Below are 20695 nucleotides of genomic sequence, written 5' to 3' on the forward strand. Positions count from 1 at the left end.
GTCGACAACCCGCATTGGTCGAACGGCTCGGCCAGTGTCATCGCTAAGTCACGCGTTCGGTGTAAGGGTCCATCCGGCACGATTCCAGTGCAGGTGCAGATGTACCTTGGAAAGACCGCCTACAACGACGTTGCCACCATGGGGATCGTAGCGCAGTCCTTGTACACGCAGTACGTGCAAGTCACCAGTACCGTCAATTGGGGACCGACGACAACCTGGTATGTCCCGGCACTGAACAGCGGTACGCATATTTCTCGGGCCGCCTACTTCAGAGCTTCAGCTTCGGCGAACACTGCGCCGCCCCTCCTGCCGCTAGCTGCGCCCCCGAGCGCAGCCTCGAGCTTCCTCTGGGTGCCCTAAACCGAGGCTGGGCGGGGTGCGTCTGCGCTACCCCGCCCAGCTGAAGACACGCAACAATCCCATCCCAGATGGCCAGCCGGTCTCCACGTAAGCCGTGAACTCTCGTCCATCGGCCCGCGCCCAGTCGATGACCTCGATTACCGACGATGCACCCTCAAGTTGCCACTCATCAGTGGCACCGAGCTCACTGAAGTAGACACGATAGACCGGATCTTCCATCTCGTACGCTGCGTCACGCGGGTCGACTCGGCTTATGTCCATGGAACCATCTTCCCGACTGGCTCCTCTTTAGGAAAGAGCGATGCCTCCCGATGAACAAATCGGAACTGTAGCCCGCCGACAGGACGCAAACGGCACACGACAGGTTCGACACTTACCCTCCTGGAGAACCCCAGGCCCCGCATGACTACGGGGTATTCGGAACGATCTCAACGCGCCGCGATTCCTGCACAACCGGATTGCCGACCACCACAACACGCTGTGCTGTCCGTCACCACCAACGCCCGACTACGCAAGAGGCTGCTCAGTAATGAGCAGGATTCACCCGACCTTTGCCGCGATCGCCGGGGCGCGAAGCAGCGTCCGGCGGCTACTGGGGGGCGATCCAAGACGACGCTCACGTATGCCTGGAAGGCTCTAGAGGCGCTCAGAACGCCACAGGAGGCCGTAGGGACCATGCCCGTGACCGGCGTCACTCCGTCGCCGCCCTGACTTCCCAAGGAGCGCCTGAAGGGTTCACGTAGGCACGCCCTCTCAAAACGGCGTCCGAAAGACGATCGTTCCACGGAAACCATCCGCGCGTCCGCACGCGCACAATCCACCGGACGCGAGAACGCCATCGCGACGCGGCCGAGTACCTCGAGGACGGTGCAACACTGGGGTGGTGGGCACGCTCAACCGAACACTGACTCGCCCCGCTGCCGTGAGCCTCGACGATGCCCTCTCACGAGCCAAAGCGGGCGGCGACCTCGGCCGCGACGATCTGATCGCGGTGCTCAGCGCGCGAGGGCCGGAGTTGGATGCCGTCCTCGATGTTGCGAGCGACCTGCGGGATCACGGCCTGAGAGAGGCGGGTCGCCCGGGAATCTTCACGTACTCCCGCAAGGTGTTCGTCCCGGTCACGACCCTCTGCCGGGACCGCTGCCACTACTGCGTGTTCGTCGATACCCCCGGACAGCTGCAGCGCGCGGGAAAGCCGGTGTTCATGAGCCCCGAGCAGGTGCTCGCCGTCGCCCGCGCAGGCCAGCGCCAGGGGTGCAAGGAGGCTCTGCTCACGCTCGGCGACCGCCCCGAGGAACGGTGGCCCGAGGCTCGCCGTTGGCTCGACGAGCACGGTTTCGCGTCGACGCTCGACTACGTCGCGCACGTCGCCCGTCTCATCACCGCCGAGACCGGGATGCTCGCACACCTGAATCCCGGCGTGATGAGCGCCGACGAGCTCGAGCGTCTGCGTCCGGCAGGGCCCTCGATGGGCATGATGCTTGAGACCACGTCGCGCGAGCTGTTCGAGACGCCGGGACAGGTGCACTACGGCTCTCCCGACAAGGATCCCGCCATCCGGCTTCGGGTGATCGAGGATGCCGGCATCCATCGCATCCCGTTCACGACCGGCATCCTCGTGGGAATCGGAGAGACGATCGCCGACCGGGCCGAATCCCTGCTGGCTCTGCGGGATGCGCACCGTCGCCACGGACATCTGCAAGAGATCATCGTGCAGAACTTCCGCGCGAAGCCCGGGACCGCGATGCGCGACGCGGCGGATGCCGAGCTCGAGGAATACGTCGCCGCCGTGGCAGCCGCGCGCCTGACGATGGGCGCGAACGCCCGCATCCAGGTTCCGCCGAACCTCAGCGACCCGACCGAGTTCGCTCTTCTCGTGCGCGCCGGCGCTGACGACTGGGGCGGGGTCTCGCCGGTGACCGCCGACCATGTCAATCCGGAGCGTCCGTGGCCCCACCTCGACGATCTGGCGGCGCGCACCGCCGAGCTCGGGTTCGAACTGCGCGAACGCCTCACCGCGCACCCCGAGTACGTCAACGACGCCGCAACCTGGATCGCCCCGGAAGTGCACGCTGCGGTCGCCGCTCTCGCCGACCCGGTGTCGGGACTTGCCGCAGCTGGCACCACCCCTGCCGCTTCGAGCGCGACGCGACGCTCCCGCGGCAGCTCGGTTGAAACCCTCGTGACGGATGCCGCGACAGACCCAGCATCCGTCGCCGACGAGGACTGGGAACGACTGCTGACGGCGACCGGCGCAGACCTCGACGCCGTGACACGCGCTGCAGACGATGTGCGCCGGTACACGATCGGCGAGGCGATCAGCGTCGTCGTCAACCGCAATCTGACAACGTCCGGGCTGCGGCCGAGCGTGTCCGCCGGCGACCCGGACCGCGACACGTTCACGCTGGCCGATGTGGCCGAGATCGCTCGGGATGCCGCTGACCTCGGCGCGAGCGAGCTGTGCGCGCAGGGCATCATCCCGATCGAGGCGGATGCGTACCTCGAGCTTGCTCGCACGGTGAAGGATGCCGCGCCCACGCTGCACCTGCACGCCTTCCGCCCGCAGGATGTCTGGGACTTCGCGACTCGCAGCGGAATCTCGATCGACGATGCCTACCGTGCGCTCAAGGCCGCGGGAGTCGATACCGTGCCGGGCACGGGCGTCAAGGTGCTGCACGACGGCATCCGCGCTCGGGTCGCCCCCACCGACCTCCCTGTCGACCAGTGGCTCACCGCAATCCGCGCCGCGCACGCCGCAGGGCTGCGATCGACATCCGTGCTGTTCTACGGCCACGTCGAAAGCGCCGCCGACCGGATCGCGCACCTACGCACTCTTCGCGACCTGCAGCGCGAGACTGGCGGATTCACCGAGTTCGTGCCGATCCCGCTCCCCGGATACGGCGTGCCGCTGGTCGCGGACAGGTCACCGATCGATGAGCATCGCGCGATGGTCGCCGTCTCGCGGCTGCTGCTGTCAGGGGCGATCGCGCACGTTCAGGTGCCGTGGCCGCGGCTGGATGCTGCCACGATTCCGGTGCTCCTGCGCTCGGGCGCCGACGACCTCGGCGGCACACTCCTCGATGGTCGGGTCCTCCCCCGCACCGGGGTGGAGCACGGTCGCGAACTTCCGCTGTCTGAGGCTGACCGTATCGCCCGGCACCTGCTGCGGCCCCTCCGGCAGCGCACGACCGACTACCGGGATGCCCGCGCGGCACAGCGCGCGCATGGCACCGCCGGCGACCGAACGCGGGAGCGGCAATGACCCTTGAGCACGAGGTCGTCATCGTCGGCGCGGGCTTTGCGGGCCTGGCCGCGGCGATGGAACTCGAGGCCGCCGGGGTCACCGACGTCGTGATCCTCGAGCGGGCCGGGGACGTCGGCGGCACCTGGCGTGAGAACACCTACCCGGGCGTCGCGTGCGATGTGCCAGCCCACCTCTACGCTCTGGCGCGTCACCCGTGGCCCCACTGGTCGCGAGAGTTCGCTCCGGGAGGTGAGATCCAGGCCTATCTCCGACGCGTCGCCGCCACGACCGGGATCGAGCGCCGCATCCTGTTCAACACGGCCCTGCTCGAGGCCCACTGGGACGACGACGGCTGGAACCTCGGCACGACGGTCGGACCCATCCGGGCACGGATGCTCCTCCTCGCGTGCGGTCGGCTCACGGAACCGTCCTTGCCGGAAGTGCACGGCCTGGCAGCCTTTCCCGGACCGGTCGTGCACTCCGCGCGCTGGGATCCCGAACTCGACCTCGAGGGCAAACGCGTCGCTGTCGTCGGAACGGGCGCGAGCGGCGTCCAGCTCGTCCCGGAGCTCGTGCGCCGCGGCGCCGCGGTGACGCTGTTCCAGCGTTCCGCGGCCTGGGTCCTCCCCCGAGGCGGCAGGACGTACACGGATGCCGAACGCGAGCGGTTCGCGGCCCAGCCCGAGCTGCTCGCGGCCCTGCGCGACGAGCTCTTCCTCGAGGGTGAGGCCCGCCATGCCTCGCGGGCAGGTGACGCCGCTGCAGCGGCCGCGGCATCCGACCAGGCCCAGGCGCATCTGCACGCGCAGGTATCCGACCCGACGCTTCGCGAGTTGCTCACCCCCGATTACGCATTCGGCTGCAAGCGGGTGCTGCTCTCCGACGACTTCTACCCTGCCGTGGCCTCGGATGCCGTCACGCTCGAGCCCTCGGCGCTGGCGCGGGCGGATGGCGGTACCCTCGTCGCCGCGAGCGGGCGGCGCTATACCGTGGATGCCGTCGTTCTTGCGACCGGGTTCAGCGCGACACGCCAGCCCTACGCCGAGCTGGTCACGGGTGAAGATGGCATCTCCCTGGACGAACACTGGGCAAGCGGGATGTCGTCGGCGCTGTCGACGGTCGTGAGCGGATTCCCGAACCTGTTCATCCTCAATGGGCCAAACGCGTCCCTCGGCCACAACTCGTCGATCCTCATGCTGGAGGAGCAGGCAGCGTACGCCGCGCGGACGATCGCCGCGACCCCGCCAACTGCCACTTTGCGCCCCGATCCGACCGTCGAGCAGGAGTACACCCGCATGATCGTGCGACGCTCGCGCGAGACCGCCTGGGTGTCCGGAGGATGCCGCAACTGGTACGTCGACGAACGGTCCGGGCGCCTCACGCTGCTGTGGCCGGGCACCGTGACGCAGTTCCGCGACCAGCTCCGCGGGGCCGACGGCACCGAATTTCTGACTGAACCCGCTACCGAGAGGAGCACCACGCCATGACGATCCCCCTGCGCCTGGGATACAAGGCATCCGCCGAGCAGTTCGGACCGAACGAGCTCGCCGATTTCGCGGTGGATGCCGAGCACGCCGGGTTCGACTCGGTGTTCGTCTCCGACCACCTGCAGCCCTGGATGCACGAGGGCGGGCATGCGCCGGCCGCTATCCCGTGGCTCGGCGCCGTCGGCGCGCGAACGTCCCGGATCCTCCTCGGCACGTCGGTGCTCACCCCCACCTTCCGCTACCACCCGGGCGTCGTCGCGCAGGCTTTCGCGACCCTCGGCGTGATGTATCCGGGACGCATCATCCTGGGGGTCGGCACCGGCGAATCCCTCAACGAGGTGACTCTTGGCATCCCGTGGCCCGAGCCGCCCGAACGTTTCCGTCGCCTCAAGGAGGCGCTGACGCTCCTGGACAAGCTGTGGACCGGCGAGCGCGTCAGCTTCGACGGCGAGTTCTGGCAGGTGCGGGATGCGACGATCTATGACCGTCCCGACACTCCCGTCCCGGTCTACATCGGTGCCGCCGGGCCCGCCGCCACGCGCCTCGCAGGTCGGGTCGCCGACGGGTTCATCACGACCAGCGGCAAGGATCCGGCGCTGTATACCGACACGCTCCTTCCGGCTCTCGATGAGGGACTGGAGAAGTCGGGACGCACGCGCGATGACATCGACACGCTCATCGAGGTGAAGGTCTCGTACCACCCCGATCCCGCAGAGGCCCTCGAGCGCACCCGATTCTGGGCACCGCTCGCGCTCAGCCCCGACGAGAAGGTCGGCATCCACGATCCCATCGAGATGCAGCGACGGGCCGCGGAACTGCCGATCGAGCGCGTCGCGAAACGGTTCATCGTCTCGTCCGACCCCGACGAGCACGTCGACCGCATCGTCGAGGTCGCCGAGCGCGGCTTCCGTCACCTCGTGTTCCATGACCCCGGGCACGACCAGGCGGAATTCATGGAGCGCTACAGCCGCGACATCCTCCCCCGCCTGCGCGAACGTCTGGATCCGTGAGCGGCTGGACCCTGGTCATCCCGGTGCGCGGCGGCGCGGGAAAGAGTCGCCTCGTCGTGCAGGGTATCGATCGGGCGGCACTGGCGCGCGCGATCGGGCTCGACACGATAGCCGCAGCGCAGGCGTGCCCGGCCGTCGCGCAGGTGGTGGTCGTGACCGCGGATGCCGAGATCGCGCGTGAGATCTCGGATGCCTGCCTCGTCGTCACCGACCCTGGAACCGGCTTGAACGACGCGGTGCGGGCGGGGCTTGCGGCGACGGATGCTGAGGCGCCGCGAGCGGCGATGCTCGGCGATCTTCCCGCGCTTCGCGCCGCGGACCTTGAGGCGGTTCTCGCGGCGGCGGGACGGCACGAGATGGCGGCACTGCCGGACGCCGAGGGGACCGGCACGACCCTCATCGCTCGAACGATCGCCGGGGAGCTCATTCCGGCGTTCGGGGAGAACTCCTTCGCGCGCCACTGCGCAGCAGGGTTCGTCGACCTTGCCCGCGAGATCGACACCGGCTCAGGGCAGCCCACGGTCTGGAGCGCACGCAGGGACGTCGACACTCTCGATCAGCTGCACGAAGCCGAACATCTCGGCCTCGGCATCCGATCGACTGCGCTTATCCAGCGCAGCTCCGGTCAGGGCGCAGCTTCGTCAGTGGCGTAAAGCAGCGGAAAGCGCGCAACGACCTCGATGAGAGCGTCGACGGTCTGGCGATCGGCAACACCATCGACAGTCAGGCCCGCCGCCTGTGCATCAGTTGCCGTTCGCGGACCGATCGCCGCCAGCACGGTCGAGGGCGGAATCTGCGGGAACTGCTCACGGACCTGCTCGGCCACCGAACCGCTCGTGACCAGAATGGCGTTGATCCGACCGCTGCGCACGTCGTTCGCGATGCGCTCGGTCACCGGAACCCCGACCGTGCGGTAGGCGACCACGCTGCGCACGCGGTGGCCGGCTTCCGTGAGCATCCCGGTCAGAACGGGCTCGGCCGTCTCGCTACGCAGGGTCAGGATGTCGCGCGACTCCGGCTCGAGGCCGATCAGCTGCTCGGCCAAGCCCGCTGCGGAGTTGTCGAGGTCCGGCACGAGATCCACGCGATATCCGACAGCTTGGAGCGCGGCCGCGGTCGTTTCGCCGACGGCGGCGACCTTCGTCTGCGGCGGGATCACGGCGCGGTAGGCATAGAGGACATCGACGGTGGTCGCGCTCGTGAGCGTTACCCAGTCGAAGTCTCCCGCCGCCAGCGCGGTCAGAGCGGACTCGAGTTCTGTGTGATCGGTCGTGGGCGCGAAGTTGATCAACGGGGCGATGACGGGAACGGCGCCCTGACGGCGCAGGGTCGCGGCCACGGAGTCTCCCCACGGGCCGCCTCGGGGGACCAGAACGCGCCACCCGGCCAGTGGCTTGGCGGCGGTATCTGACGCTACTCGGTTCATGATCGACTCATCGATGCGGAATCGACCGCCCGACGTTCGAGCAGCCGAACGACATGGCACCGGGGGTCACGGTGCGGGAATATCCACGTCGTCGGCAGCTTCCGCATCATTGCGCTGCCTGTTGTCCGAGCATAACCCCCTGACTCGCGTCGTGTCGCGGGTAGAAGGTCACGAGATGGTCACCTCGTGCTTGCTGCGGGGCTACTTGTTGACGTAGGAGTTGACGCCCCACCACACCAGAGCGCCCACAGCCGCCGCCTTCACAACCGCGATGGTGACGGTTGCCACGGGGTGCTCGCGCGAGAAGCGACGCAGCTTGGCCACGGCGCTGTCCGTCGCCTTCGAGACCTGTCGCGGCACGTTGGTCTTGTCTTCAATGGCAGCGAGCGCTGCCTTGAGCTCCGCGCGAGCCTTCTCGACCGGGTCGGTGAGAGACAGGTCTACTGCAGTGCGGGGGACACCGGTCTCAGAGCTCATCGCGGATCTCCTTGATGTCTTGGGCGACGGCCTGGGCAGGATTACGCCTGCGGGTGAGCTTGCGGAATCTGAGCACGCCCAGCAGCGCGAAAACGATAGTCACGACAAGCAGGGCCGCGAAGACGACCAGCGCCGACAACCACACGGGCCACCACGACGAAAGTCCGGCGATGAGAAAAGTGCCGAACACGGGAAGCGACCAGAACAGGACGAACAGCGCGACGAGGAACAGAACCACGCCGATTCCGGCATCCTTGCCCGCCTGGCGAGCCCAGGATTTCGCGGCGTCGACCTCGGCGACGATCAGGTTCCGGATCAGCTCCGGAACCTCGCCGAGGAGCGTCAGAAGGGAGTCGTTCGCCCGATCGCGGAATTCTCGAGGCGCCGTCATGTCATTCCTTGCCGGCGGCCTTGGCGATGTCGTCGATCGCCTCATCGGCAGCCTGTTTGACAGCCTCGGCTGAGGTGTCGGCGGCACTGCTGACAGCGTCCACCGACTCCTTGCCCGCCTTCACGGCAGCGTCGAGACGTTCGCCCGCCGTGCCCTTCGAGGTCGCGGCCTTTGTCACCTTCACAGCCGAATCCCACAGGGTGCTCGGCAGTGCCATCGCGCTGGACTTCGCGAAGTCCTTGGCCTTGCCCACCTGCTTCTGCACCGGCTCCAGGTTCCACACCTTCAGCGCCTGGGACTTGATCTGCTCGTATCTCTGTCGACCGGCACGCGACCCGAGCACGTAGCCCACGGCGAGTCCGACGACGAGTCCTGCTTTGCCCCTCATGGGGTCTCCTCACGCTTGTCGAGCGGGTGGTCTTCACCCAGCGTAACGCCATCGGCATGCGTCCCCCACAGGAGGTTGACACGGAGCCTCTCAGCCTCCTCGCGCGCGTGCGCGATGACGCGCGCGAGGCCTGGACCCGCCACCCACGCCCCCACGAGCCCGAGACCGCGCACTTTCCGGACACGCGCGCGCAGCGCCCCGGCCGCCTCGTCACGACCGAGCATCACCGCGCTCGGCGGCTGCACCCATCGGTCTCGGCGCGCGCCGATCACGGCATCCGCCGGAATCCCCAGCAACACCTCGGCATGACGCGCTGCCGCAATGACAGTGTCATCATCGCTGAGCGCAGCGGTCGGCGCCGCGCTGTCGAGGTGACCGTAGGTGAGGCGTGCCACGCGCACCCCGGGATCGGCATTTGACCACCGTGCCGTCTCGTCCGATGCGGTGACAGGGTCCCTGGTCGGGTTCACGGTGAAGACGGTGGTGCGCGGGCGCTCAGGCGCGGGCGCCGGAGCGACGAGTGTGACGACATCCTGCACGAGCTCACGCGTCAGCAGATCGGGAACGGAGAAGGGCACGAGGCTGGCGGCGGCGGCAGCTTCCGTCGCGACGATGACGGCATCCGCGGTCAGCTCCTGCGGACCCTCGGCGGTCTCGGCCGTCACGGTCCAGAACTCACCCTGGGCACTGAGGCGGGATACGCGCATCTCGGTCTTCACAGACACCCCGTAGTCGCCGAGCCTCGCAACGAGGGCATCAACCAGTCTCGTCGGTCCGCCTTCCAGGCTACGAATGGGCGGCTCCGAGGGGTGATCCTGGGCGACCGTCAGCAGCTCACCAGCCGCTGCAGCGAGCGAGCCGGTTCGCGTCAGCGCCGAACTCAGCCCCGGGGCGATGGCACTGACATCCACCGCATCGGGAGCGAGCCCGTACCGGCCGCGCGTCAGCGGCGCGACGAGTCGGCCCAGAATCTGCGTGCCCATGCGGCGGCGAACGAGAGTGCCGAAATTGCGTTCCTGCCCGATCGTCAGCGGAGGCCGCAGTCGGTCGAGATACGCCCGCCAGGTGCCGGCCCAGCCGATGATCCGACGCACTGCCGGATCCCAGGGGTTCGCGGGAACGCCGGCAACGGTTTCCGCCGGGTACGGCGACACAGCGCCCGAGACTGCGACCCAGACATCCGCGTTGGCCGGCTCGACCACCGCGTCGGCAAGGCCCAGTTCCGTGACGAGCGCATCGACGGCACCGTTCCGGGTAGCCCATCCCGTGGCGCCTAGGTCGACCGGGACGCCTGCGAGCTCGGCGCGCGCGATCGCACCACCAAGTCGCTCGGACGCCTCCACCACGGTCACGCGGAGCCCGACCTTCGCGCACTCGAGCGCGGCGACCAGTCCGGCGATCCCTGCTCCGACAACGACGACATGCTCGGACCTGGCGTGCTCGACCAGCTTCTCGAACGCGGACTCGGCCATTCCTCCATCCTCCCGTATTCGCCCGCGTCAACCGCGAGCACCCGTGGAACACTGGTGCCATGGAGTTGCACATCACCGGCGATGACGCTGCCGACCGCCTGCTGTCGGACGACCCGCTCGCACTGCTGATCGGGATGCTGCTGGATCAGCAGATCGCGATGGAGACCGCCTTCACCGGTCCGAAAAAGATCACGGAGCGAATCGGGGAGTTGTCGGCATCCGCGCTGGCTGCTTACGACCCGGAGGCCCTTGTCGAGGTGTTCCGCGAAACCCCGGCCGTGCACCGATTCCCGGGATCCATGGCGGGCCGGGTCCAGGCGCTGTGCGAGGCGGTCGCGACCGAGTGGGATGACGACGCCGCGGCGATCTGGACGAAGGGCGACCCGGACGGCGCGGAGGTCCTGGGACGCCTAAAGAAGCTGCCGGGGTTCGGCGAGCAGAAGGCGAAGATCTTCCTCGCTCTTCTGGGAAAGCAGTACGGGTTTGTTGGTGACGGCTGGCGCGAGGCGTCAGCCCCCTACGGCGAGGCGGGTTCGTTCCGCAGCGTGGCCGACATCACGAGCCCCGAGTCCCTTGCAAAGGTGCGCGAGCACAAGAAGGCGATGAAGGCCGCGGCCAAGGGCTGACCCCGCGAGAGAACGCCTGCGCCATAGGGTGTGAGGGTGCAGCTGCGGTTCTTCGGCGGATTTGTCGTCGACACGGATGACGGGCCTGCTGCCGTGCGCGGGCGCGGCCAAGAGGCCCTGCTGTTCCGCCTTGCCCTGGACGCCGGCACTGTCGTCAGCTACCGCACGCTCGCCGATGATCTGTGGCCGCACGACCCGCCGGAGGACCCGCGGGCAGCCCTCCAGTCGCTGGCTTCGCGGTTGCGTCGCGAGCTTCCCGCTGGCGCCCTCGTTGCCGCGCCGGGCGGATACCGCCTGCAGGTTGATCGCGAGGACGTGGACATCACCCGATTCCAGGACCTCGTGCTGCGCGCCCGACAGGCCCCCGAAACGGAAGCCGCTGCACTGGCCCGCGAAGCGCTGGGCCTGTGGGTCGGGGAACCCTGGACGCCCGGAGAAGGATTCGAGTGGGTCAGCGCCGACCTGCACGCCGACGCCATCCACGCCCGCCGACTGGCGGCCGAACCCTCGGCCGGATCGGCCGCGGAGAGCACCAGCGCGCCAGACCCGGCAGGAGTGCCCGCTGCCCCAACGGCGCTCGTCGGCCGCACCGACGAACTCGCGCTGATCCACGAGCAGCTCCAGACCGAGCGTCTCGTGACTCTCATTGGACCCGGCGGAGCCGGCAAGACGACCCTCGCACTGGAGACGGCACGCCGAGCGCCCGATGCGATCGTCGTCGCGCTCGCCCCCGTCGCATCCGGTGACCTGTGGAGCGCGGTGTCGGGCGCCGTGGGCCGCACCGTGCGCGTGGCCGAGGCGACAGCTTCCTCGGGAGCAGTCTCGGCACGAGCGCGCGTCTTCGAGGCTCTCGCGGGACGAGCCGTGCTCGTGCTGCTCGACAACTGTGAGCATGTTGTCGACGAGGCGGCATCCGTCGCACTTGATCTGCTGCTGGCCCTGCCGAAACTTCGACTGCTGGCGACGAGCCGCGAACCGCTGGGGGTCAGCGGCGAAGCCTTCGTTCCGATCGGCCCCCTCCCCCGCGAGGATGCCGACGAACTGTTCGCCCGCCGCGTGCGGGCAGCGCGCGCAACACCGGTGACCGACGAGGAGCGAGCCGTCGCTGTCCGCATCGCCGAGCGCCTGGACGGACTTCCGCTCGCACTGGAACTGGCCGCGGCCAAGGCACGCACGCTCACGCTGGCTGAGATTGACGCGGGCCTTGCCGACCGTTTTGCGCTGCTGACCGGCGGCCCGCGAACGGCAGACTCGCGGCACCGTACCCTGCGCGCGCTGATCGATTGGAGTTGGGAGACCCTTACTGTCGAGGAACGCTCCGCACTGCAGGCGATGGCTGTCTTCCCCGACGGGATCGGGGCAGCTGATGCCGGACACGTCGCCGACGCTCTCGGACTTGATCGCGCGGTCTTCGAAAACCTCGTCGAGCGCTCGCTCGCGCACCGCTCGGCGGGGCGGTTTCAGATGCTCGAAACGGTTCGCGAGTACGGAGCCGAGCGGTTGCGGGAGTCTGGGGATGAGCCGCGGATCCGCGAGATTCAGGCCCGCGTCATGGCCGATCGCGCGAACTCCCAAGACGCACTGCTCCGCGGTCCCCGCGTGCGCGAGGGCTTGGCATGGTTCGATGCGAACGAAGAGAATCTCGCCGTGGCGCTGCGCGCGTGCGCAGCCACCGAGGATCTGACGACCGGGCTAGCTCTCACCCGCGGGTGCTTGTGGGTATGGATGCTCCGCGAGCGCCTCGACGATCTCGCACCCGCAGCGCTGCGACATCGAGCTGTGCCGCTGGGGAGCGAAGCGGCGGTCGTCGTTCGCGGGCTTGCCGTCATCGCCGGCATGATGGTCGGCACCGTCGGCGACGCAGTACCGCAATTCGATGAGGATGAGGCGCAAAGCATCGCCGCAGCAGCTACGCGCTACCCCGAGTCCGAGCTCGCAGCGGTGCTTCCGCCGCTCCTCTCGCGCGCTGGGGAGATCTGGCAGAGACGGATGACGAACCAGCCGTGGTCGCGGAGCATCCGTCTTCCCGAGGCGTCGGAACTGGCTCAGCTACCGCTGTGGTCTCAGGCGATGATCTGCCTGCTGGTCTCTGTCGCCGCCCAGAACGATGCGGATCTGGATGCACAGGGGGCGGCGAGCCTTCAGTCGTTGGAGACCTTCCAGAAGCTCGGAGATCAGTGGGGCGTGGCGTTCGCCAGCCTCGTTCGCGCCGACTGGCTCACGGCTCACGGGGAGCTCGAGGAGGCGCTCGTCATGCTCGATGACTGCCGCCGTACCCTGGAGGGACTCGTTTCCGTCGCCGATCTCGCGCAGCAGGGAGGGCAGGCGGTCTTCGTCCTCGTTCGTATGGGACGCCTCGACGAGGCCCGCGCACGCGTGACGGCGATGCGAGCGGCCGCGACGGTAAAGTCCTCAGCCCCCGCGATGCTCCACGTCGAGCTCGCTACCGCGGCGATCGAGGTCGCCTCGGTGCACCCGGAGGCGGCACTCGAGAGCCTCGCTCGTATTCCGAGCGGGCTCGACTCCGTCCCGACCCAGTTCCAGGCGCTCGCTCACTACCTGCGCACCGAGGCGCTCGTGCAGGACGGTCGCCTCGACGACGCACGGGTCGCGATTGCCGAAGGCTTCGCGCAGGCGATCGAGACCGCCGATCAGCCGGTCATGGCGTGGGGGGCGCGCACCGCAGCCCTCTGGCTGGAGGCTGCGGGCCGCGAGACCGACGCGCGCCGCGCACTCGCGCTCAGCATCCGTCTTCGGGGGCGGCTCGACCTCAGCGAGCCCGCTGTCCGCGGGCTGCACGAACGCCTCGGCGCCGAAACGGAGACCGATGCTCCGCTCGACGCCGAGGCGTTGCGCGCCCTTCTGGGCTGAGCCGGCTCAGGCCTTCCGCATGTACGCCCTGACCGTCAGGGGCGCGAAGACGGCGACGACGACGGCAGCTCCGAGGAGCGCGACCCAGACCTCGGTGCTGACGACCCCCTCATTGACCATCTCGCGGACCGCTGTAACCAGGTGCGACACCGGGTTGATGTTGACGAACCACTGCAGCCAGTCCGGCATCGTGTCGGCGGGGACGAAGGCGTTGGAGAGGAAGGTCAGCGGGAACAGGATCAGGAACGAGATCCCCTGCACCGACCCCGCCGACCGGGCGATGACGCCGAAGAACGCGAAGATCCAGCTCAGCGCCCACGAGCAGATGATCACGAGAAGACCGGCGCCGATCACGGCGCCAAGACTCACCGGACGGAACCCCATGAGGTACCCCATCGCAAAAGTGAGCGTCGTCGCGATCGCGTAGCGGACGGTATCGGCCAAGAGCGCGCCCGACAGCGGCGCGATGCGCGCGATCGGGAGGGATCGGAACCTGTCGAACACTCCCTTGTCCATGTCTTCGCGCAGCTGCACGCCGGTCACGACCGAGGTCGTGATGACCGTCTGCACGAGGATGCCGGGGATGATGATCGGCAGGTAGCTTTGCACGTCGCCGGCGATCGCGCCGCCGAAGATGTACGTGAACATCAGGGTGAAGAGGATCGGCTGCACCGTGACATCGATGAGCTGCTCGGGCGTCCGGCGGATCTTGAGCAAGCCGCGGCCGGCCATCGTGAGCGTGTTGGCAAGCGTCTGCCGGAGGCTCGCGTGGTTGATCAGCGGCCTCCCACCTGTTCCGACGAGTGAAGTGGCGGTGCTCATGCGCGGACTCCTTCCGGTGCACTGTCGGTATCGGCGTGTTCGTGTGCGGCAAGGTCGTCGTCCGGGATGCCCTTGCCGGTGAGGGTGAGGAAGACCTCGTCGAGGGTGGGTTGCTGCACGCTCATCTCCGCAAGGTGGACTCCCTCGTCGCGGAACGCGACAAGGAGGTCGGTGACGCGGTCGGGGTCGCTCATCGGCACGGTGAGCCGGCCGGCTTCGGGCGAGACGATCGCCTCGATACCCAGAACTCGGCCGATGATGCCGCGCGCCGTCTCGACGGAGGAGCCGCTGCGCAGCCGCAACAGCAGCGAGGCCTGACCGACCGATGCCTTCAGCTCGAGCGCCGTACCTTCGGCCACCACGGTCCCGCGGTCGATGACCGCGATGCGATCGGCCAGCTGGTCGGCCTCGTCCAGGTACTGCGTCGTCAGCAGCACCGTGGATCCCGTAGCGACGAGTCGGCGGATCGTGTCCCACATTTGCCCGCGCGTGCGGGGGTCGAGGCCCGTCGTCGGTTCGTCGAGGAAGATGAGCGGCGGTTGCGCAATGAGGGACGCGGCGAGATCAAGGCGGCGTCGCATGCCGCCTGAGAACTTCGCGAGGGGCCGGGTGGCGGCATCCGTCAGGTGAAACTCCTCGAGGAGTTTCACCCGTGCGGCGCCGAGCGTCGGCTCGCGAAAGGCCGAGCAGCCGGGAGAAGATCATGAGGTTCTCGGTAGCCGAGAGCTTCTCGTCGACCGACGCGAACTGGCCCGTGAGCCCGATGAGCTGACGGACGATCTGGGACTCGCGGACCACGTCGTGACCGAACACGCGGGCAGTTCCCGCATCCGGGCGCAACAGGGTTGCGAGCATGCTGATGGTTGTCGTCTTTCCCGCACCATTGGGTCCGAGGACGCCATACACGGTGCCGGCTTCGACGGTGAGGTCAACGCCGTCGACAGCGCGGTTCGTGCCGAACGACTTGACGAGGCCGTGCGCTTCGACGGCGATTCTGGTGTCTGTCATTGTGGATGCCTTTCTGTGGCTGCATCCACTGTGCGTTCAGACCCCTGTCATACCGCTGTCACGGCAGGAACGGCGCTGTCGCACACGTCCGAAGCGCTGTCATCGCTTCGGACTCGCTGTCAACGTTTCGGCTCAGGCGCCGACGAGACGCTCGCCGAGGTAAGCCTCGACGTTCTCGAGCGCCACACGCTCTTGCGCCATCGTGTCGCGGTCACGCACAGTCACGGCGTTGTCGTCGAGGGAATCGAAGTCGACGGTGACGCACAGCGGCGTGCCGATCTCGTCCTGACGACGATAGCGGCGGCCGATCGCACCGGCGTCGTCGAAGTCGACTGCCCAGTGCCCGCGCAGGCGATCAGCGAGCCCGCGCGCGAGCGGCGAAAGTGCCTCGTTGCGCGACAGCGGCAGCACGGCGACCTTGACCGGTGCGAGGCGCGGGTCGAGCTTCAGGACGGTGCGTGTATCGGTGCCCCCCTTGGCGTTGGGCACTTCTTCTTCGCGGTACGCGTCGACGAGGAACGCCATCATGGCGCGCGTCAGCCCGAACGAGGGCTCAATGACATAGGGGGTGTACTTCTCGCCCGAGGCCTGGTCGAAGTACGTCAGGCTCTGCCCGGATGCCTCGGCATGGCTCTTCAGGTCGTAGTCGGTGCGGTTGGCGACCCCCATGAGCTCACCCCACTCCTTGCCGGGGAAGCCGAAGCGGTACTCGACATCGATCGTGCCGGCCGAATAGTGCGCACGGTCTTCTTCGGGAACATCGAAGCGCCGCATGTTGTCAGGGTCGATACCGAGGTCGGTGAACCAGTTCCAGCACGCCTCGACCCAGTGATCGAACCACTCGGGTGCCTCGGCCGGGGGCGTGAAGTACTCGATCTCCATCTGCTCGAACTCGCGGGTACGGAAGATGAAGTTTCCGGGCGTGATCTCGTTGCGGAACGCCTTGCCGACCTGGCCGATCCCGAACGGCGGCTTCTTGCGGCTCGCGGTGAGCACGTTCGTGAAGTTCACGAAGATGCCCTGCGCCGTTTCGGGGCGGAGGTAATACAGACCCGACTCGTCGTCGACGACCCCGAGGTAGGTCTTGACGAGACCCGAGAACGCGCGGGGTTCGGTGTACTGGCCCTTCGTGCCGCAGTTAGGGCACGGCACGTCGGCGAGACCGTTCTCGGCGGCGCGACCCTTGCGCGCCTCGAAGTCCTCGATGAGGTTGTCGGCCCGGAAGCGTTTGTGGCACTGCAGGCACTCAACGAGCGGGTCGGTGAAGGTCGCGACGTGACCGGATGCCTCCCACACACGCTTGGGCAGGATGATCGAGGAATCCAGGCCCACCATGTCGCCGCGACCGCGGACGAAGGTCTGCCACCACTGGCGACGGATGTTCTCTTTGAGCTCGGTGCCGAGGGGGCCGTAGTCCCATGCGGAGCGGGAGCCCCCGTAGATCTCGCCGGCTTGGAAGACGAACCCGCGGTGGCGGGCGAGGGCGATCACTTTGTCGAGGCGGGACTGCTCGGCCACGGAGGAACTCCTGGGTCGGGGATGCGCTGCGCGCGAGGGTATCGCGGATGCCGCGACATCCGACGATTCTATCCGCCGCGACTCACAGGCCGCGTGCGGTACGCGACCCCGCTGCTACTGCGTGATCGGCGCGACGACGTAGAGCAGCTGCGCCGTGCCGTCTTCCTGCTCGAGCAGAGTGACACCCACGGTGTAGTCCGAGCCGGTGAACGACCAGATCTTCATCCCGCCGAAGTCGGACTCTGAGTCTGTCGTGTACTGAGACTTCAGTTGCTCAATGACGCCCTCCCCGTCGGCGACGCTCGGCAGGGTGTAGGTGACCGTGTAACCACCGTCGACCGCGAGCGCAACAAGCGGCGATCCGGAGGGAAGCGGGATGTCGGAGGGGAACCCCTCCGGCACGCTCGCACCGTTGCCGGCATCCACATCGACGCCGGTGGCGCCTTCGATGGCGTCCTCGACAGTGCTGTTGATGAGCTGCTCGACCGGGTTCACGCACCCGGTGAGGGCGATGGCTCCGACGCTCAGCATGAGCGCGGCAGCGACGATTCGGGTCTTCATTGATTTTCCTCCCCGGGAGCGCGCCAACGCCGAGAGCGGCGTTCATCGACTCCCACCTCTGAGTGTGCCGACCCGGTCAGCGCCCCGCAAGTGTCGTGATCACGGGGATCCGAAGCCAGTGCTAGACCGCGCGATGCCCAGCATCCGGGCGACGTCACCGGAGCGCTGCGAGAACCCGATGAGATCGTCGTCATCGGCAGAAGGCTGGAGCACCACGGTGGTGGCACCCGCGGCGAAGAACGCCTCGACCGTGTCGGCTACGACCGAAACGTCGCCGACGACACGATTGCGCTCTGCCGGCTCATCGGACGCCACAGAATCCTCGGTGAAGCGGGTGAGGAGGTACACCACGACGCAATGTTCGTCGGCGTGCTCGGCCGCCGCCGTCCGCACCCGGATGACCGCCTCGCGCACCCGACTCGGACTCCAGCCCGAGGGGATGACGGTGCCATCCGCGAGAGCGCCGGAACTGTCGAGGGTCTTGGGCCCTTCGGCTGCAGCAAGAACCGGAACGGCGATCGCCGGCGGCCAGTCCAGGGCCACATCGTCGAGCCGCACATAGCGCCCGTCGATCGTGACGCGCTCCCCGGCAAGCAGGGCCCGCAGCGTCGGGAGATACTCCGCCATCAGGGTGAGAGGCGATGCGCGCCGCGCGCCGACCTGCGCCATCCAGCTCTGCACCCCGTGTCCGACGCCGCCGATAATGCGCCCGGGAAACAGCCGCGAGAGGGTGGCGAGCTCCATGGCCGTGAGGGCGACGTTGCGAAGCGGCATGGGCAGCACCCCGATGCCGACGGTGAGCTCGGTCGTTGCCGCGAGCGCCACGGCGGCCGAAGCTATACCGGACTCTCGGAAGCAGTCCTCCCACAGCCAGAGTTCGGCTACTCCCGCGTCCTCCACCGACTGGGCTACCTCCCGAAGGCGTTCAGGCGGAAAGGCGGGTTCGAACACGACACCGAGAGAGCGCATGAGCCCAACGCTAGAGCCACGCGGCGACACCGTGCGAAACCTAGGACCCGAACCCGCAGTATGCCGCCACGGCGTTCAGGATCTCGGCGCGCATGTCGGGCGACGCCGCCAGCTCGATCTGGCCGGCCTCGCCCCCGACTGTGACATCCACCGTGAAGATCGTGCCGCGCTTGTCCTCCTGCACGGCGTGGGCGTCGCAGCGGAACGGTTCGAGCGCGATCTCCACGTCGCGTGGGACGGTGTCGCCAGCAGCGAGCTCAACCCGGAGCGGCAGCGCAGCATCCGCTCCTGTGCCCGCAGCGCCGAAGCCGAGGAGGTTTGTCGGTCGTATCGCGTCGATGGTGGCACCGCCCGCGCCGGTCGGCAGGGCCCCGAGGGTGAGGATGCCGACACCTCCGCCCGCACCCGCCTCGAAGCTCGTGAACGAGACAGCGGCTGCGTCGCCGAGCGCGTCGGCGACACACTCGCGTTCGTGCATTGCCGGCAGGAAATCGAGCGCGTCGGGAAGGTCTGCCCGCGCGACCCCGCTTCGGTCTCCTGCGTGCCACGAGAACTCCACCGTTGACGCCGCCTCGTCGGGAACATCGCAGGCCGGACCGGGAAGCTGGATACGAATGCCGACGGTACTGCCGGGGGCGATGACGCTCGTGCGTTGCAGCACGCGGTCGGCATCCGACTCAAAACGCGGGTCACTTACAGAGAGGGCCTCGACGCTCAGTGTCGAGTCGGTGCCGTTGGTGATCTCGACCTGGGCCTGATGCAGCGCGACATCCGACCGCTGCTGCACGAGCCGCACGCTCACCCCGTCAGGAAGGTCCTCGCTGGGGGCTGCCGACGCACACGCGGCCAGCCCCAGGACCAGCGCAGCACCCAGCATCCCGGCACCGATAAGGCGCCGGCGCTGCGTGGTGGCGGCCTGGCCGGTCACCGGCGGAGCACCTCGCGGGCCACTGTCATGTCCTCCAGCGCGACAGGGTCGATCTCGACGCCGAGCCCGGGGCCGGTGGGCACTCGCACATGGCCGTCCTCAAGGACGGCGGGCTCGGTGACGATGTCGCGGTCGTAGAACCGGGAGGATGCCGAGACATCGCCCGGCAGCGTGAATCCGGGGAGGGCGGCAAGCGCAGCGTTCGCGGCGCGACCTATGCCCGTCTCGAGCATCCCACCGCACCAGACCGGAACGGCGGCCGTCCGGCACAGGTCGTGGATACTGACGGCCTCGAGGTAGCCGCCTACGCGTCCCGCCTTGATGTTGATGACGGATGCCGAGCCGAGGGCGAGCGCATCGGCGGCGGCCTTCGACGACACGATCGATTCGTCCAGGCACACGGGGGTTCGCAGGCGCTGGGCAAGGCTCGCATGGTCGACGAGGTCGTCCTCCTGCAGGGGCTGCTCGATCAGGAGCAGGTCGAACCTGTCGAGTTCGGCGAGGGTGTCGGCATCGGCGAGCGTGTAGGCGGAGTTCGCGTCGACCTGCAGCGGGATGTTACCGAAGGCGTCCCGGACTGCCGCTGTGTCGGCGATGTCGCGACCAGGCTTGATCTTGATCTTGATGCGCACGTAGCCCTCGTCGAGGTATCCCCGAACGGAGTCGACCAGAGCGGAAGGATCTCGCTGGATGCCGACGCTCACGCCCGAAGGCACCCTGTCCCGTATGGCCCCCAGGTGGGCGCCGAGTGAGATACCCGCCGATCGCAACGACGCGTCGAGGATCGCGAGTTCGAGCCCCGCTTTCGACATCCGGTGCCCGACGAACGGCTCGAGGACGGGGGCGACGTCTTCGGGGCCGAGCGTGTGCCGGTCCAACAGCGCGGGAATCAGAAAGCGCAGCGCGACGTCCCACGCCCCCTGCGTGTACTCACTGGAGTACAGCGGCGACTCCTGCGTGACGATCTCACCCCAGCCGTCTCCGTCGGATGTCAGCGCCCGGACGACAATGACCTCGCGCACCGTCTCGGTGCCGAAGGATGTCGTGAACGGCGACACGAGCGGCAGGTGGAGCACGCGCAGCTCGATCCCCTCGAGCGCGACCTTCGGGGCTGGCTGTGCGATCGGCATGCGTTTC

18 protein-coding genes and 1 pseudogene are annotated in these 20695 nt (G+C 68.1%); 6 read left to right on the forward strand and 13 right to left on the reverse strand.

All coding sequences use genetic code 11. The annotated features are described in order from the left end of the window. Window positions 1-387: 387 nt before the first annotated feature. Complete coding sequence (locus tag AB0O89_RS02890; protein WP_300590740.1) at window positions 388-621, reverse strand: hypothetical protein; 234 nt, start codon at window positions 619-621, stop codon at window positions 388-390. A gap of 622 nt (window positions 622-1243) precedes the next feature. Between AB0O89_RS02890 and cofG the strand changes: the two genes are divergently transcribed. Genes cofG through cofC form a run of 4 tightly spaced genes read left to right on the forward strand, consistent with a single transcriptional unit; the run spans window position 1244 to window position 6754 of the window. After that, a complete protein-coding gene (gene cofG / locus AB0O89_RS02895) occupies window positions 1244-3622 on the forward strand; it encodes a 7,8-didemethyl-8-hydroxy-5-deazariboflavin synthase CofG (protein ID WP_363493975.1) in 2379 nt (792 codons plus the stop codon). After that, complete coding sequence (locus AB0O89_RS02900) at window positions 3619-5091, forward strand: NAD(P)/FAD-dependent oxidoreductase (protein ID WP_363493977.1); 1473 nt, start codon at window positions 3619-3621, stop codon at window positions 5089-5091. The genes cofG and AB0O89_RS02900 overlap by 4 nt, the downstream gene beginning before the upstream one ends. Beyond that, window positions 5088-6101, forward strand: coding sequence for a glucose-6-phosphate dehydrogenase (coenzyme-F420) (gene fgd / locus AB0O89_RS02905; RefSeq protein ID WP_363493979.1), 1014 nt, complete (start codon window positions 5088-5090; stop codon window positions 6099-6101). Before AB0O89_RS02900 ends, fgd begins: the two co-directional genes overlap by 4 nt. After that, the gene (cofC, locus tag AB0O89_RS02910; RefSeq protein WP_341578028.1) at window positions 6098-6754 is read left to right on the forward strand and encodes a 2-phospho-L-lactate guanylyltransferase; all 657 of its coding nucleotides are present in this window, start codon (window positions 6098-6100) and stop codon (window positions 6752-6754) included. Before fgd ends, cofC begins: the two co-directional genes overlap by 4 nt. Here the strand turns inward: cofC and AB0O89_RS02915 are convergent. The 5 genes from AB0O89_RS02915 to AB0O89_RS02935 all read right to left on the reverse strand — a co-directional run bounded on the left by AB0O89_RS02915 (window position 6727) and on the right by AB0O89_RS02935 (window position 10255). Further along, a complete protein-coding gene (locus AB0O89_RS02915) occupies window positions 6727-7527 on the reverse strand; it encodes a uroporphyrinogen-III synthase (protein ID WP_363493982.1) in 801 nt (266 codons plus the stop codon). The two genes, cofC and AB0O89_RS02915, sit on opposite strands and share 28 nt — an antisense overlap. 201 nt (window positions 7528-7728) lie before the next feature. Beyond that, the gene (locus AB0O89_RS02920) at window positions 7729-8004 is read right to left on the reverse strand and encodes a hypothetical protein (protein WP_292707403.1); all 276 of its coding nucleotides are present in this window, start codon (window positions 8002-8004) and stop codon (window positions 7729-7731) included. Continuing rightward, window positions 7994-8395 carry a phage holin family protein gene (locus AB0O89_RS02925; RefSeq protein ID WP_341578030.1) on the reverse strand — a complete coding sequence of 134 codons (402 nt, stop codon included), beginning with the start codon at window positions 8393-8395 and terminating at the stop codon, window positions 7994-7996. The genes AB0O89_RS02920 and AB0O89_RS02925 overlap by 11 nt, the downstream gene beginning before the upstream one ends. A 1-nt stretch (window position 8396) precedes the next feature. Next, window positions 8397-8783 carry a hypothetical protein gene (locus AB0O89_RS02930; RefSeq protein WP_341578031.1) on the reverse strand — a complete coding sequence of 129 codons (387 nt, stop codon included), beginning with the start codon at window positions 8781-8783 and terminating at the stop codon, window positions 8397-8399. Further along, on the reverse strand, window positions 8780-10255 hold the full coding sequence (locus AB0O89_RS02935; protein ID WP_363493984.1) for an FAD-dependent oxidoreductase: 1476 nt from the start codon (window positions 10253-10255) through the stop codon (window positions 8780-8782). The genes AB0O89_RS02930 and AB0O89_RS02935 overlap by 4 nt, the downstream gene beginning before the upstream one ends. Window positions 10256-10314: 59 nt before the next feature. On the opposite strand from AB0O89_RS02935, the gene AB0O89_RS02940 reads away from it, so the two are divergent. Together AB0O89_RS02940 and AB0O89_RS02945 are read left to right on the forward strand one after the other, a co-directional pair. After that, window positions 10315-10881 carry an HhH-GPD-type base excision DNA repair protein gene (locus tag AB0O89_RS02940; RefSeq protein WP_363493986.1) on the forward strand — a complete coding sequence of 189 codons (567 nt, stop codon included), beginning with the start codon at window positions 10315-10317 and terminating at the stop codon, window positions 10879-10881. Window positions 10882-10917: 36 nt separating this feature from the next. After that, a complete protein-coding gene (locus tag AB0O89_RS02945; RefSeq protein WP_363493988.1) occupies window positions 10918-13752 on the forward strand; it encodes an NB-ARC domain-containing protein in 2835 nt (944 codons plus the stop codon). Between the two features lie 6 nt (window positions 13753-13758). Here AB0O89_RS02945 and AB0O89_RS02950 read toward each other — a convergent pair whose 3' ends face one another. The 7 genes and pseudogenes from AB0O89_RS02950 to menC all read right to left on the reverse strand — a co-directional run bounded on the left by AB0O89_RS02950 (window position 13759) and on the right by menC (window position 20688). After that, the gene (locus AB0O89_RS02950) at window positions 13759-14574 is read right to left on the reverse strand and encodes an ABC transporter permease (protein ID WP_363493990.1); all 816 of its coding nucleotides are present in this window, start codon (window positions 14572-14574) and stop codon (window positions 13759-13761) included. Continuing rightward, window positions 14571-15582 (reverse strand): annotated as a pseudogene (locus tag AB0O89_RS02955) (ATP-binding cassette domain-containing protein). The gene AB0O89_RS02950 and the pseudogene AB0O89_RS02955 overlap by 4 nt, the downstream one beginning before the upstream one ends. Window positions 15583-15714: 132 nt before the next feature. After that, window positions 15715-17100 carry a glycine--tRNA ligase gene (locus tag AB0O89_RS02960; RefSeq protein ID WP_363493992.1) on the reverse strand — a complete coding sequence of 462 codons (1386 nt, stop codon included), beginning with the start codon at window positions 17098-17100 and terminating at the stop codon, window positions 15715-15717. A 114-nt stretch (window positions 17101-17214) separates the two neighbouring features. Further along, window positions 17215-17661 (reverse strand): hypothetical protein, encoded by a 447-nt coding sequence (locus tag AB0O89_RS02965; RefSeq protein ID WP_363493994.1) that lies wholly within the window; start codon window positions 17659-17661, stop codon window positions 17215-17217. Between the two features lie 99 nt (window positions 17662-17760). Then, the gene (locus AB0O89_RS02970; protein ID WP_363493996.1) at window positions 17761-18630 is read right to left on the reverse strand and encodes an LLM class flavin-dependent oxidoreductase; all 870 of its coding nucleotides are present in this window, start codon (window positions 18628-18630) and stop codon (window positions 17761-17763) included. A 40-nt stretch (window positions 18631-18670) separates the two neighbouring features. Next, entirely contained in the window at window positions 18671-19558 is an 888-nt protein-coding gene (locus tag AB0O89_RS02975) for a hypothetical protein (RefSeq protein ID WP_363493998.1), read from the reverse strand. Continuing rightward, window positions 19555-20688 carry an o-succinylbenzoate synthase gene (gene menC, locus AB0O89_RS02980; RefSeq protein WP_363494001.1) on the reverse strand — a complete coding sequence of 378 codons (1134 nt, stop codon included), beginning with the start codon at window positions 20686-20688 and terminating at the stop codon, window positions 19555-19557. Before menC ends, AB0O89_RS02975 begins: the two co-directional genes overlap by 4 nt. Between the last annotated feature and the right edge of the window lie 7 nt (window positions 20689-20695).

It is taken from the genome of Microbacterium sp. NPDC076895 (assembly GCF_040687115.1).
Taxonomy (GTDB): Bacteria; Actinomycetota; Actinomycetes; order Actinomycetales; family Microbacteriaceae; genus Microbacterium.